We start from the raw sequence: 15,160 nt of genomic DNA, 5'->3' as shown, positions 1-15,160 counted from the left end.
TCAGGCATGGTTGATGCACATAATTCCGGCAGCCCCCTGAACCGGCGGGACCTGGCAGAGCCGCAGTTCCTGGCCGCCGCCGGCATTTCGAGGATCGACGTGGTGGACTCCACCGGCTCCACCAACGCCGACCTCCTCCGGGCTGCCGGCGTTGACCCCGGGAACTGGCCGGACCTCTCGGTGCTGACCGCTGAATACCAGAGCGCTGCCCGCGGCCGCCTGGACCGGCAGTGGGAAGCACCGCCGCTCAGCGCCGTTTCCGTATCGCTGGTGCTCCGGCCCGTGAACGCCTACGGCCGGCCGCTGCCCACCCAGAGCTACTCCTGGCTGTCCCTGATCGCAGCCCTGGCCCTGCGGGACATGCTGCTCGAAACGGCAGGCCTCGCCGCCGAACTGAAATGGCCCAACGACGTCCTGGTGGGCGGCCGGAAAATCGCCGGCATCCTGGCCCAGCTGGGCCCCATGACAGATGGGACAGTGCCTCCGGTGATCCTGGGTACCGGCCTGAACGTGACGCTGGGCCAGGACGAACTGCCCGTCCCTACCGCCACTTCCGTGCTGCTGGCCGGCGGCACCACCACTGACCGGACCCTGCTGCTGAAGGGCTACCTCCAGCGCTTCGCCGTGCTCTACCGCCAGTTCTGCAATGCCGACGGCGATCCCACCGCCGGGATGGGCGGCGGGGCGTCCCTGCACAAACGGGTCGAGGCCAACATGGCCACCCTCGGCAAGCAGGTGCGCGCCCAGCTTCCCGGCGACCACGAGATCATTGGCCACGCATCCCGGCTGGACGAGTACGGGTCCCTGCTGGTGGTGGACCGGGACTCCCGGGAGCATGTGGTCACCGCCGGGGACGTGGTGCACCTGCGGCCCTGGCCCGCAGGGGACGGCTCCGGCACCGGCGGTTATGCGTAAGGAACTGCACCCGGGCGAGCAGGTCATTGTCTCCACCCGCCCGCAGCCGCGGAAACTCACCGGGGCCGCGGTGGCCTTCATCCTTGCGCCCGCCGTGGCCGCCTTCTGCGCCGCCTGGGTGGTCCGGGGCGGCGCCCGGCAGGCTGTGCCCGAACTGGACAGCCAATGGACGCCATGGCTGGTGGGCGCCTGCGTCCTGGCCGCGGCCTGGGTCTGGCTGGGCTACTGCCTGCCCCGGCTGCTCCGCTGGAAGCACACCCGCTACACCCTCACCAGCACCAGGATGGTGGCGCGGCACGGCCTGCTGAAACGGCACGACCAGCAGGTCAACCTGGCCAACGTCCGCAACGTGCGTGTCCACGAAACGCTGCTGCAACGACTCCTGCGCTCCGGGAATATATCCTTGGAAACCGGACAGCAAAGCGTGGCGACGTTCCAGGACGTCCCCGAGGTTGCCCGGTTCCGGGACTTCATCCTCGACGCGATCGGTGAACTCCCGGAAGACACTGGTCCCTGGCCGGGCGAAACAGTGGGCCATCCGGCCGGAGCAATGCCCTGGGACATGAGAGAAGGTGGACGCGATGAACGATGAGGACGAACAGGTTCCTGCCGTCGCACCCGCCGCAGCAGCCGACCCGCACCCTCCCACGGGCACCATGTCCGCGGAGCGCCTGGCCGTGAAAGCCCTGGAGGCCCGCCTGCTGGGCGGCGAACGCAAGCTCCGCCGTCGTGAGGTGGCCTCCGGCGCGGGACTGTCCCTGCTGTCCGCACGGAAACTCTGGCGCGCCCTCGGCTTCCCCAACTTCGGCGATGATGATGTCGCGTTCACCGAACGCGACCAGGCCGCGCTCTCCACCGTGGTGGACCTGGTGCGCTCCGGCATGCTCACCGAGGAAGCGGCGATTTCCGTCACCCGCGCCATCGGCCAGATGACCGACCGGATGGTGGTGTGGCAGATCGAGGCGCTGGTCGAGGACATGGTCCACGAACAGGGTGTCACCGATGCCGTGGCCCGCAAGCGCCTGGTCAACGAGCTTCCGGACATGGTCGACGCCCTCGAAGAGGTGCTGGTCTACTCCTGGCGCCGCCAGCTCAACGCCGGTGTGCAGCGCCTGGCCGTCCGCGCCGAAGCGGGGCTGCAGGCCAGCGAGGAAGGCCGCGAAGGCGATGAGGACGACGCGCCCCTGCCGCTGGCCCGCGCCGTGGGCTTTGCCGACCTGGTGTCCTACACCAGCCTGTCGCGCCGGATGAACGAGAAGACCCTGGCCCGCCTGGTGCAGCGGTTCGAAAACAAATGCGCCGAAATCATCTCCGTGGGCGGCGGCCGGCTGGTCAAGACAGTGGGCGACGAAGTCCTGTACATCGCCGAAACCCCGGCCGCGGGCGCGGAAATCTCCCTGGCCCTGGCCCAGGCCCTGACGGAGGACGAAATCCTGCCCGAAGCGCGGGTGGCAATGGTCTGGGGCCGGATCCTGTCCAGGCTCGGCGACATCTACGGCCCCACCGTCAACCTCGCTGCCCGGCTCACCACCCTGGCTGAACCGGGAACCGTCCTGGTGGATTCCATGACAGCCTCGGCGCTGGAAAACGACGAGCGCTTTGTGATGATGGCGCAGCCGCCGGAAAACGTCCGCGGGTTCGGTGAGATCCGCCCCGTCCGGCTCACGCGAGGACTGGGCAAGGGCCTGATCCTGGACTGATTCCCGCTCCACGTGGTTTATCCACTTGTTGGCTTTACGCGGTATATTTGTTGCGCCCCCGCGTCGTTATGCCCGAATCCGGCAAGGCGGGGACCAACCGGGGGGAACCTTTTTATGAGCCGCAGCGGACAACGCGCGCGCCGCACACCAGCCGCCGCCTTTAACCGTTTCCGCCGGTCCGCCGCCCTTCGCGGTACCGTCTTCGGCCTCGCCCTGGTGGCCCTTGTTGTTGGCGCCGTGGTGTATCCGGGGTTTAAAACCACTGAGGTGGAGTTGAACGACGGCGGTGTGTGGGTGGTGTCGAAGGCGAAGAACGCCGTTGGCCGGTTGAATTATCCGTCCCGGGTGCTCGACGGTGCGGTGACGCCGGCGTCGACGGCTTTTGACATCCTGCAGGACGCAGGCGACGTGTTTGTTGATGACGAGTCGGGTTCAACGCTGAACCAGGTGTCCGCCGCCAACATGCGCCTGGGCGGGGACAAGCAGCTGCCGGGTGCTGCTGCGGTCAGTTTCGGGTCCGCCGTTTTGGCGGTGACGGATGCCGCTTCGGGGAAGGTGTGGGCGGTCTCGCCGTCCACCGTTAACGGCTTTGATGAAGAAGCGACGGAGCCGGTGCTGGTGGGCGCGGCGGGGACTGTTTCTGCGGTGGGTGCCGATGACCGGATTTATTCGGTGGACCCGGAGTCCGGCGTGGTGACGGTGACCGGTGTTGATGCCAATGGAGAGGTGCTCTCTTCGGAGTCCGAGACGTGGGATGCGTTGAAGGGTGCGGGGGACCTCCAGCTGACGGTGGTGGGGGACCAGCCCGTTGTTCTGGATGCTGCTGCCGGGAGGTTGTTCCTGCCCGGTGGCAGGCAGCTGGAACTGGCGGATGCGCGGGACGCGAAGCTGCAGGCGTCCGGTCCGGCGAGTGATTTTGTGGCGGTTGCCACGCAGAAGGCGTTGCTGAAGCAGCCCCTGGATGGTGGTACGGCGAAGACGGTGGGTTTTGACGGTGAGGGTGTGCCGGCGGCTCCGGTGCAGTTGGCCGGGTGTGTGCATGCTGCGTGGTCGGGGGCGAACAAGTACGTCCGGGACTGCGTCAATGATGCTGATGACAAAAACGTGGCCGTGCCCAAGGCGAGTGCGTCGCCGTCGTATGTTTTCCGGGTGAACCGGGACCTGGTGGTCCTCAACGACGTGAATTCGGGCAATGTGTGGCTGGTGAACCAGAACATGCTCCTGGTCAACAACTGGGACGACGTGATTCCGCCCAAGGAAACCTCGGACGATGCGGACAAGGATTCCGCCGACCAGGTCCAGCAGACAGTCCTGCCGGACCGGAGCAAGCCCAACAGCCCGCCCGTGGCGCAGTCGGATTCGTTCGGCGTCCGCCCCGGGCGCACCACCATCCTGCCGGTCCTGGACAACGACACCGACCCCGACGGCGACATCCTCACTGTCCGCCCGCCCGGCGAAATCAGGTCCGGCGACCTGTCCACCATCTACGGCGACACCGGTTTCCAGGTGTCCGTCCCCGCTGACAGGACCGGCAGCGACTCCTTCCAGTACACGGTGGACGACGGCCGCGGGCTCTCCGCCACGGCCGACGTGGCGCTCCGGATCGTTCCGGTGACCGAAAACGCGGCACCCGCGCAGAAACCCAACCGGGACACCACCCTGGTGGTGCAGCAGGGCAAATCGGTGACCCGGAACATCCTGCCCGACTGGTTGGATCCCGACGGCGACGACCTCTTCGCGGTGACCGCGGCCAGCCCGGATGCGCTGGACCAGGTCCGCATCCGGCCGGACGGGCAGCTCACCTTCCAGGATTCCGGCACGGCCCCGGGCCGGAAAGTCCTTACCGTGGAGATTTCCGACGGCCGGACCAGCACCGAAGGGCGGATCACCGTGGACGTCCGCGCTCCCGGTTCGCTGCCGCCCATCGCGAATGCCGACCACGTCATCGCCGTGGCGGGCACCGAAACCGTCATCGCCCCGCTGAAGAACGACCTCGACCCGCAGGGCGGCACGCTGCGCCTGGCGCAGGCCACCCCGGATGAACAATCGCGGGTGTCCATCGGCGCCGACCAGCAGACCTTCACCTTCACCTCGGACGCCCTGGGATCCCACTACATGGAGTACCTGGTCACCAACGGGCCCGCCAGCGCCCAGCAACTGGTGCGTGTGGACGTTGTGCCCGGAAACACCGAAGGCGCCCCCGTGGCCGTGCGGGACATTGCGTTGCTCCCCACAGGCGGCAACGTCCTGGTGGACGTCCTGGGCAATGATTCCGATCCCTCCGGTGGTGTGCTGGTGGTGCAGTCCGTGACCGCCGATTCCGCGCTGCCCGTGAGTGTGTCCGTCCTGGACCACTCGGTGGTCCGCATTACCGACATCCGGGCGGAAGGCCAGCTGAGCCTCAAATACACCATCTCCAACGGCCGGGCCTCAGCCATGGGCGAGATCGCCGTTGTGGTGGTGCCCGCCCCCACCAAACTGCAGGCACCGCAGGCCAAACCCGATGAAGCGGTGGTCCGCGCAGGTGACGTGGTGACCATCCCGGTCCTGGCCAATGACACCGAACCGAACGGCGGCGCGCTGACCCTGGTGCCCGAACTGGCGCAGGTACCCGACGCGGCGGACGGTCGGATGTTTGTGGCAGGCGACCAGCTCCGCTTCATTGCCGGCCCCGAGCCCAAAACGGTCTACGCCATCTATAAGGTCCGCAACGCCACCGGCCAGGAGGACTCGCAGCAGGTCACCATCCGCATCCTGGCGCGGGATGACGAACGCAACACCCGGCCCGAACCCAAAAACCTCACGGGACGCGTGGTGACCGGCATGACCGTTAAGATCCCCGTGCCGTTGGACGGCATCGATGCCGACGGCGACTCGGTCCAGCTGATCGGCATTGACAAGGCCGCCGGCATGGGCACGGCCGTGGTCCGCGACGGCTACCTGGAATATACGGCCGCAGGCGACGGCGCCGGCACGGACACCTTCACCTACCGGGTCCGGGACCGCATCGGTGCCGAGAACACGGGGACCGTGATTGTGGGCATCGCCCCGCCGGAGGCCATCAACCAGAAGCCGATCGCCGTGGATGACGCCGTGGACGTCAGGCCCGGCCGGAACGTCGCCGTGGATGCCCTGGCCAACGACTCCGACCCCGACGGCGACCCCATCTCCCTGCTCAGCAACGGTTTCGAAGCCGCGCCCGGGCTCAAAGTGGAAGTGGTGGACGGCGCCAAAGTCCTCTTTACCGCACCGGATGCCGCCGGCAACGAAAGCATCCGCTACCAGATCCAGGACGATAAAAAAGCCCAGGCCGGCGCCGTGATCCGGATCCGGATCAGCCCGGACGCAGAACTCAAGCGTCCCATCGCCAAGGACGACCGGGTCACCCTGGCCGAGACACTGGGGAAAACCGCGGTGGACGTCCCGGTGCTCAAAAACGACTCGGACCCTGACGGGGTGGCCTCGGAACTGGACATCACCCTGCCGGACGGCAACCCCAACGCCAGGGCCACCGGCACCGGCACCGTCCTGGTGGACCTGGCCCCTGAAGACCAGCTCATTCCCTACACCGTCACCGACGCCGACGGCCTCAGCGCCACCGCCGTGATCTGGGTGCCCGGCCAGGGCGCGCAGTACCCGACACTCTCAAACACCGACCCCGTGGAAGTCATGGCGGGCAAGGACGTCACCCTGAACCTGGCCGACTACGTCCGCGTCCGGGACGGCCGGAAGCCGCGGATCACCGTGGCGGAAGCGGTCACGGTGCTGGGCGGTTCCCCCGACGGCGTGATTGTGGGCGAGGGCGACGCCCTGCGTTACGCCGCCCGCGCCGGGTACGCAGGTCCCGGCTCAATCACCTTCGAGGTCACCGACGGCGACGGGCCCGATGACCCCGCAGGCCTCAAATCCACGCTGGTGATCATGACCAGCGTGATCCCGGATCCCGAGGAAGCCAACACCCCGCCCACGTTCCGAGGCGCTTCGGTGGACGTTCCCAAAACCGAGACCGGAACCATTGATTTGGCCGCGCTGGCAGCGGACGTGGACGAACGCGACCAGGGCAACCTGGTGTATGCCCTAGAGGGCACACCGCCCCCCGGCTTCCAGGCCAAGCTGGACGGCACCGTGCTGACCGTCAGCGCGGGCAACGACGTGGGCGTCGGCGTGGCCGGAAACCTCCAGGCCACCGTGACGGACGGCAGGTCGGCCCCGGTGTCGGCCACCATCCAGGTGCGCCACGTGGCCTCAAACCGGCCCATGCCGGTGGCCAACGACGATGTAGTGGAGAAAGCCAACGCCGGCCGGAGCGAAACCGTCAATGTCCTGGGCAACGACTTCAACCCGTTCAGCGATACCCCGCTTCGTATTGTGGGGGCTACCGTGGAGACGGGCTCGGCGCAGGGCCAGCCTGCAGCCAACGGCGACTCCATCACCGTGACCCCGGCCGACGGGTTCAAGGGTGTGCTGGTGGTCCGCTACACGGTGGCCGACAAAACCAACGAACTCTCCCGGCAGGTCGATGGCCGGGTCCGGATCACCGTCCGGGACGCCCCCGACGCCCCCTCCGCGCCCACCGCGACCGACGTCCGGAGCCGGACCGCGGTGCTCAAGTGGGCGCCGCCGTCGGACAACGGCGCAGCCATCACCAAGTACACCGTGACATCCGCGAACGGCTTCTCGCAGGAGTGCCCCACCACCACCTGCACCCTCAGCGGGCTGACCAACGACGTGAAGTACGTTTTTACGGTCAAGGCGACCAACGAGGTGGGGGACTCCGCAGCCTCCGCGCCGTCCAATGAAATCCGGCCGGATGAGAAACCCTCGCCGCCCGAGGCGCCCACGGTCAAAGCCGGGGACAAGGACATGGCCATCTCCTGGCCCGCAGCCAGGACTGAAGGCTCGGCAGTGGCGTCCTACACTTTGGAAATCTCGCCGCCGCCGGCCTCCGGTGTGGCGGTCAAGACCGGGGTCACCGGCTTGAACTACACCTGGCCAGGGCTCACCAACGGGGTCAAGTACAAGGTCCGGGCGCAGGCAGTCAACGAACTGGGCCCCTCGGACTGGGGAACCTATTCCGCTGAAGACAACCCTGCAGGTGTCCCCGCGGCGCCCGCGGCGCCGACCACGGCAGTGGCCGCGTCCGTGGGCAGCAGCAACCAGCTGCAGGTGACCTGGGACCAGCCCAACACCAACGGCGACCCGATCAGGAACTACTACGTCACCATGACCGGCGGCGGCGGGGCAGCCAAGACCCAGACCGTTTCCGGGTCCGTGCGGTCCGCCGTTTTCGAAGCCAACAACTCCGAGACCGCGTACACGTTCACCGTCCAGGCGGACAACAAAGCCGGCAAGGGCCCGGCCAGCAACCCGTCCGCGCCGCGGCGCGCCACCGGAAAACCCGGGCAGGTCACAGGCGTGGCAGCGGTGCCCGCCGACACAGGCGGCGCGGGCCGGAAGCTCACCGTCACCTTCAACAACCTCACCGCCGCCCAGCGCAACGGGTCCGCGCCCGGCGAAATCAGCTACCAGTACCGGGCGGGCGGCCGGTCCGGACCCATCCGGAGCGGCGAAGTGATTGGCGGCTTCCCCAACGGCCAGGCCGTCAGCGTGACCGTCACCGCGGTCTCCAGCGTCGCGCCCAGTTCGGACGCGAGCGCACCTGCCACGGCCACTCCCTTCGGCTCACCCGGAACCCCGTCCGCCGCCGGTACCAACGGGGCCGTCAACGACCAAAGCGTCAAGCTGTCGTGGGGCTCCCCGTCCACGGGGAGCAATGACGTTGCCACCACCCGGATCCGGATCAACGGCGGCGCCTGGGAAAACGTCGCAGCGTCGGGTACCCGCACCATTAACACCGGCGGCTGGGAGCAGAGCCGGACCATTGACGTGCAGACCATCAACTCCGTGGGCACCGGCAGCGGGGTGGTCTCCGCCTCCGCCACGTCCGGCCGGCAGGGGCTGTGGGAAACCACCATGTCCAACGCCGTGGTCCGTTCCTGCAGCTACACCCTGGGCGGCTCCAACTACCGCCCCGAGCCGTACTACGACTGCGATCGGAAGGGCGGCGATACCCCGCCGTGGATGGCAACCGCCACCCAGGGCAAGCTGGTGGTCAAGTGCTACATCGACCAGAGCGATAACTGGTCCAACGGTGGCGTGGTCCGCTGGTGGCGGCTCGAGCCTGGTTCATACCGCAACGTGGGCCGCTACATCATCGCCGGCCACACCAACCTGCCGGACCCGGCCGGGCTGGGTGCACCGCCATGCTGAGCCACGCCACGGACGTTGTCGCAGGTCAGTGGCGGGGGGACCTCTGCCCATCGCGGGGGCCCGGCACGTTCGGTAGGCTGGCCCGGGATACGGGGCCCGCTCGGGGCCCTTGGGCGTGCCGCTTTTGGGGCGGCTGCACGATCGAGGGAACGATACCGCTTTGACATCACTGCTGGGGAAACTTGGGCTGAAAAGGCGCCACAAAAAAATCGCCGCAGGCACCGCGTTTGGTGCTGCAGTGGCTGTTGTGGTGACCGGTGCCATCCTCTATCCGGGGTTTAAAACCACTGAGGTGGAGTTGAACGACGGCGGTGTGTGGGTGGTGTCGAAGTCGAAGAACGCCGTGGGCCGGTTGAATTACCCGTCCCGGGTGCTGGACGGTGCGGTGACGCCGGCGTCCACAACGTTCGACGTCCTCCAGCACGCAGGCGACGTGTTTGTTGATGACGAGGCAGGCTCCACTCTGAACCAGGTCTCGCCGGCCAACATGCGCCTGGGCGGGGACAAGCAGCTCCCCGGTGCTGCGGAGGTGAGTTTTGGTACCGCGGTGATTTCGGTGACCGATGAGGCCTCCGGAAAGGTCTGGGCCGTCTCGCCGTCCACGGTCAATGGTTTTGACGAGGAATCCGTTGAGCCCGTCTTGGTGGGCGCCGAGGGCATGGTTTCCGCCGTCGGTGCCGATGACCGGATTTATTCGGTGGACCCTGACTCGGGCGTGGTGACGGTGACCGGTGTTGATGCCAATGGAGTGGTGCTCTCTTCGGAGTCCGAGACGTGGGATGCGTTGAAGGGTGCGGGGGACCTCCAGCTGACGGTGGTGGGGGACCAGCCCGTTGTTCTGGATGCTGCTGCCGGGAGGTTGTTCCTGCCCGGTGGCAGGCAGCTGGACCTGGCGGATGCGCGGGACGCGAAGCTGCAGGCGTCCGGTCCGGCGAGTGATTTTGTGGCGGTTGCCACGCAGAAGGCGTTGCTGAAGCAGCCCCTGGATGGTGGTACGGCGAAGACGGTGGGTTTTGACGGTGAGGGTGTGCCGGCGGCTCCGGTCCAGTTGGCCGGGTGTGTGCATGCTGCGTGGTCGGGGGCGAACAAATACGTCCGGGACTGCGTGAATGATGCTGATGATAAAAACGTGGCAGTGCCGAAGGCGAGTGCGTCGCCGTCGTATGTTTTCCGGGTGAACCGGGACCTGGTGGTCCTCAATGACGTGAATTCGGGCAATGTGTGGCTGGTGAACCAGAACATGCTCCTGGTCAACAACTGGGACGACGTGGTCCCGCCCAAAAACGAATCCGACGAACAGGACCAGGAGTCCGCGGACAACAACACCATCAACGTCCTGCCGGACCGCACCAAACCCAACCGGCCGCCGGAGACCAAACCCGACGCCATCGGCGTCCGCCCCGGCCGGACCACCATCCTCAGCGTCCTGGACAATGATTCGGATCCCGACGGCGACGTGCTCACCGCTGCCCTGGCAGGCTCGGGACCGCAGGCCGGCACCCTCGACAGCATTTACGGCGGCACCGCCTTCCAGGTCGCCGTCCCGGCCGACGCCAAACCGGGCACCGAAACGTTTGGCTACAACGCCTCGGACGGGCGCGGACTTTCGGCAGGCGGGCAGGTCAGCCTCACCGTGGTGGGGCCCAACGACAACAAGCCGCCACAGTTCAAACGCGGCGAAGACACCACCATCCTGGTGGAGCAGGGCAAAACCGTCAGCCAGAACATCCTCACCGACTGGATCGACCCCGACGGCGATGACCTGGTCCTCCTCGACGCCAAGGCGGACAACGACCAGGACCAGGTGAAGGTCCGCCGCGACGGCCTGCTGACGTTCCAGGACTCCGGCGCCACCGCAGGAAAAAAGAGCGTGGAAGTCAGTATCTGGGACGGCCGCGACACCGTCACCGGCAAGGTGGTGGTCAACGTCCAGCCGCCGGGTGCCCTGGCCCCGGTGGTCAACGCCGACCACGTCACGGCCGTGGTGGGCCAGGACCTGGTCATCGCCCCGCTGAAAAACGACGTGGACCCCAACGGCGGCGCCCTGCGGCTGGCCCAGGTGGAAGCCAACGGGCCGGCCGAGCTGGGCCCGGTCACGGACGGCGGTACCTTCGTCTTCCGCAGCACCACCCCTGGGCCCGTCTACCTGACCTACATCGCCAGCAACGGCCCGCAAAGCAGCCAGGGCCTGGTGCGCGTGGATGTGGAATCCGGCAACGACCCCGGCAACCCGGTCGCCGTGCACGACGTTGCCCTGATGCCCACCGGCGGCAACGTCCTGCTGGACCCGCTGGCCAACGACTCCGACCCCTCCGGCGGCGTCCTGGTGCTGCAATCCGTCAAACTGCCGGACAACGCGCCCGTCTCCGTCTCCGTGATCGACCACAGCGTCCTGCGCATCACCGACATCCGGGGAACCAAAGACCCGCTCCTGTTCGAATACACCATGTCCAACGGCACCAAATCCGCCACCGGCAGCGTCTCGGTGGTACCCGTACCGGCCCCGGCCGTGGTGGAAGCGCCGCAGCCCAAACCGGATGAGGTGAACGTCCGCGTCAACGACGTGGTGACCATCCCCGTGCTGGACAACGACACCCACCCGCAAAACCAGGAACTGACCGTTGACCCCGTTCTGCCGCAGGCAGTAGACGCGGCGGACGGCAAGGGTTTCGTCTCGGAAAACACGCTCCGGTTCATCGCGGGCAGCCAACCGAAGACCGTCCGCGCCATCTACAACGCCGTGGACCCGCAGGGCCAAAAGAGCGCTGCCGCGGTCACCATCCACATCCTGCCGCTGGAAGGCGCCGAAAACTCCCGGCCGCAGCCGCAGAACCTGACCGCCCGCGTGGTGGCCGCCGGAACCGTCAGGATCCCCGTCCCGCTGGACGGCATCGACCCCGACGGCGACTCCGTCCAGCTGACCGGGATCGACAGCACGCCGGCCATGGGCACCGCCACCGTGGGCAGCAACTTCATCGACTTCACGGCCGCCGGCGACGGCGCCGGCACTGACACGTTCCGCTACAAAGTGGTGGACCGCCAGGGCGCCGTCAACACCGGAACCGTGACAGTTGGCATCGCTCCGCGCGGCGAAGTGAACCAGAAGCCCACCCCCGTGGACGACGAGGTCCGGGTCCGCCCGGGGCGGCAGATCGCCGTCGATGCCGTCAGGAACGACACCGACCCGGACGGCGACATTGTCCGGATCCGGACCGATGGCATCGAGGCCGATCCCGCATTCCAGGCCACCGTCAGCAAAACCAGCGGCCGCGTGATCCTCCTGGCCCCGGAGGAAGCCGGCACCGTCAACGTCCGCTACACCGTCTCCGATGACCGGGACGCCACCGCCCAGGCCACCATCCGCGTGGTGGTGGACAATGACGTCCCGCTCAAGGCCCCGATTGCGCGCGATGACCGGGTGACCTCCGCCCAGACCATGGGCCGCACCGCAGTGGACGTTCCGGTCCTGAAAAATGACGAGGACCCGGACGGGGTAGGCGAAAACCTGGTGGTCGCCACCGAAGCCCCCACCGCCCGGCCCGGCAGTGACGGCAACGTGATCGTTGAACTCACCGAAGCGCCGCAGCTCATTCCCTACACCGTTGAAGATGTGGACGGACAGCAGTCGACGGCGGTCATCTGGGTTCCGGGCCTCGGCCAGCAGGTGCCCACCCTGGCCAAGGATGACGTGGTGGAGGTCATCGCCGGCCAGTCCGCCACGGTGGACCTCACCGAATGGGTCAAGGTCCGCGACGGCCGGTCACCCCGGCTGACGCAGGCTGACCGGATCAAGTTCATCGGGGCCGACGGCGCCGACCCCACCGCCGGCAGCGCCACGTCCCTGAAGTACACCGCCGGAATCGACTACGTGGGCCCGGGCTCCATGACCTTTGAAGTTACCGACGGCAGCGGACCCGATGACCCCGATGGGCTCAAGTCCACCCTCAGCATCCGGACCAGGGTGCTGCCGGACCCCAACCGGAACAACCCGCCCGAACTCCTGGGCTCGGCCCTTGACGTTCCCATGGGGGATTCCGCCAGCCTGGACCTGCGCAGCCTGACCTCCGACCCGGATGGCGATGACGCGGACAACATGAGCTACGAGATCCAGGGCGGCGCGCCCGCAGGGTTCAGCGCGTCCCTGGACGGCAGCGTCCTGAAGGCGTCGGCGGGATCCAGCGCCACCGGAACCACCGCGGCCGTCCAGGTCAAAGCCAAGGACCCGCGCGGCCTCGAAGCCACCGCCACCTACCAACTGGCCGTCACCGCCTCCAACCGGCCCAAGCCGGTGGCCAACGACGACCTGGAACCCAACGCAGCAGCGGGCAAGCCCGTCACCGTCAACGTCCTGGCCAACGACTCCAACCCCTTCCCCGAGACGGCCCTGAAGATCACGGCCGCCGGCGCGGAGACCGGCAGCGGCAATGTGGATGTCGACGGCGGCTCCGTGGTGGTGACCCCCGCCCCGGGCTTCACCGGAACCATGGTGGTCAGCTACACCGTGGCGGACAAAACCAACGACCCGTCGCGCCAGGCCACCGCCCGGATCCGGCTTACCGTCAAGGACAAGCCGTTGGCCCCGGCCACGCCCCAGGCGCAAAGCGTGGGGGACCGGACAGCGCTGCTGGCCTGGACGGCCCCGGCCGACCGCGGCGCCGCCATCACCAAGTACACCGTGTACGGCGCCGGCGGTTTCCGCCAGGATTGCCCGGCCAACACGTGCACCCTGAACGGGCTGACCAACAACACCAAGTACAACTTCGAGGTCACCGCCACCAACGAGTTCGGCGAGTCGGACCGGTCGCCGGCCTCCGCGGAGGTACGCCCGGACGTCAAGCCGGACACCCCGCTGGCGCCGTCGCTCAAGTTCGGCGACAAGCAGCTCTCCGTCGCCTGGGCGGCGCCCGCCAGCAAGGGCTCACCGGTGAAGTCCTACGACCTGGAGATCTCGCCTGCTCCGCCGGGACAAAACGCGCAGATCCAGAACCTCACCGCCGTGAGCTACGTCTGGAAGGGCCTCAAGAACGGCGTCTCCTACAAGGTGCGGGTCCTGGCCCGCAACGACGCCAAGGACCCCTCCGAATGGAGCCCCTACTCCGCTGCGGAAGTCCCGGCCGGACCGCCGGCCGTGCCTGCCGCGCCCACCGCGGCCCAGGCAGGGTCCGTGGGGGCGCAGAGCCAGCTGAAGGTGGCGTGGGCGGCGCCGAACAACAACGGTGACGCCGTCTCCAGCTACACCCTTACTACTTTCCGCGGCGGCGCCGCCGTGTCCAGCCAGAAGGTCACCGGCACCACGCAGAACGTCACGGTGGACAACTCGGAAAGCAACTACACCTTCACGGTCACGGCCACCAACAAGGCCGGTACCAGCGATCCCAGTGCACAGTCCGCGGCCATCCGGGCAGCAGGAAAACCGGGCCAGGTCAGCAGTGGATCGGTTAAGGAAACCGGCACCAGCGGGCAGCTCCAGGTGACTTTCGAACCGCTCACGCAAGCACAGCGCAACGGCTCCACCGACGGTGAGATCAGCTACAGCTACAACGCCGACGGCCGGAGCGGTCCCATCCCGGCCGGCGGCACCACCATCACTGGCATGACCGACGGCCGGGACATCACCGTCACCATCATCGCCACGTCCACCAAAAACAACATTTCCGGGGACGCCAAGCCGGTGGGCGCCGCCAACCCCTATGGCCCGCCCAACGCCCCCAACGTCAACGGCGGCACGTCCGCCAAGGGCGACGGCGACGTGCACTGGACCTGGAACAACCCGGCCACCAACGGACGCGCGCTCAGCCACTACGAGGTCAATTACGAAGGCGGCGGTTGGACCAACGTGGGCAAAACCAACAAGTTTGACCGCTCCGCCGGCGGTTGGAACCAGAGCCGCACCCTCCAGGTCCGGGCCGTCACCGTGGTGCCCGGGGCGCCGGGACAGGCAAACGCCAAGTCCGGAGACAATCCCACCCCGCCGCCGCCAACGTCCTGGAGCATCACCGCCACCCCGACCCGCAGCTGCACCGAACCGAGGAAGGGGACCGACAGCTTCGTGGCCGGCAACCCGTCCCAGTGCAACGGGGCAGGCAAATGGCTGGACGCAGGCGCGTCAGCGGATACGGACAGGTACCAGGTCTGGTACAAGACCTCCAACAACCCGTCCGGCATCTGGTACCACCTCACCAGCGGCATGGCCGCCGGGAACTGGATCCGCTGCGACACCTCCAGCCGCGGCTGCAACCCGCCCAATGGCATGCCGAACGGCTAGCCAGCACCAC

Annotated in this window: 5 protein-coding genes; all 5 read left to right on the top strand. The window is 67.6% G+C overall.

The annotated features are described in order from the left end of the window. Nucleotides 1-6: 6 nt before the first annotated feature. The 5 genes from QRN07_RS09600 to QRN07_RS09580 all read left to right on the top strand — a co-directional run bounded on the left by QRN07_RS09600 (nucleotide 7) and on the right by QRN07_RS09580 (nucleotide 15,150). Nucleotides 7-915, top strand: coding sequence for a biotin--[acetyl-CoA-carboxylase] ligase (locus tag QRN07_RS09600; RefSeq protein WP_285240933.1), 909 nt, complete (start codon nucleotides 7-9; stop codon nucleotides 913-915). Next, nucleotides 908-1,507: a PH domain-containing protein gene (locus QRN07_RS09595; protein WP_050687649.1), complete on the top strand. Its 600-nt coding sequence runs from the start codon at nucleotides 908-910 to the stop codon at nucleotides 1,505-1,507. Before QRN07_RS09600 ends, QRN07_RS09595 begins: the two co-directional genes overlap by 8 nt. Continuing rightward, complete coding sequence (locus QRN07_RS09590) at nucleotides 1,497-2,615, top strand: adenylate/guanylate cyclase domain-containing protein (RefSeq protein ID WP_050687648.1); 1,119 nt, start codon at nucleotides 1,497-1,499, stop codon at nucleotides 2,613-2,615. Before QRN07_RS09595 ends, QRN07_RS09590 begins: the two co-directional genes overlap by 11 nt. 114 nt (nucleotides 2,616-2,729) lie before the next feature. Beyond that, nucleotides 2,730-8,885, top strand: coding sequence for an Ig-like domain-containing protein (locus tag QRN07_RS09585; protein ID WP_285240932.1), 6,156 nt, complete (start codon nucleotides 2,730-2,732; stop codon nucleotides 8,883-8,885). Nucleotides 8,886-9,045: 160 nt separating this feature from the next. Then, the gene (locus QRN07_RS09580; RefSeq protein ID WP_285240931.1) at nucleotides 9,046-15,150 is read left to right on the top strand and encodes an Ig-like domain-containing protein; all 6,105 of its coding nucleotides are present in this window, start codon (nucleotides 9,046-9,048) and stop codon (nucleotides 15,148-15,150) included. The last annotated feature ends 10 nt before the right edge of the window (nucleotides 15,151-15,160 follow it).

Origin of the sequence: Pseudarthrobacter sp. MEB009 (assembly GCF_030208875.1) — a bacterium.
Classification (GTDB): Bacteria; Actinomycetota; Actinomycetes; order Actinomycetales; family Micrococcaceae; genus Arthrobacter.
The sequence above is the reverse complement of the archived record's forward strand: the minus strand, read 5'-3'. Positions and strand labels throughout refer to the sequence as shown.

Coding starts and splice junctions, on each gene's coding strand:
- QRN07_RS09585 (WP_285240932.1), top strand. CDS start 2,730: ATGAGCCGCAGCGGACAACGCGCGCGCCGCACACCAGCCGCCGCCTTT.
- QRN07_RS09600 (WP_285240933.1), top strand. CDS start 7: ATGGTTGATGCACATAATTCCGGCAGCCCCCTGAACCGGCGGGACCTG.
- QRN07_RS09590 (WP_050687648.1), top strand. CDS start 1,497: ATGAACGATGAGGACGAACAGGTTCCTGCCGTCGCACCCGCCGCAGCA.
- QRN07_RS09595 (WP_050687649.1), top strand. CDS start 908: ATGCGTAAGGAACTGCACCCGGGCGAGCAGGTCATTGTCTCCACCCGC.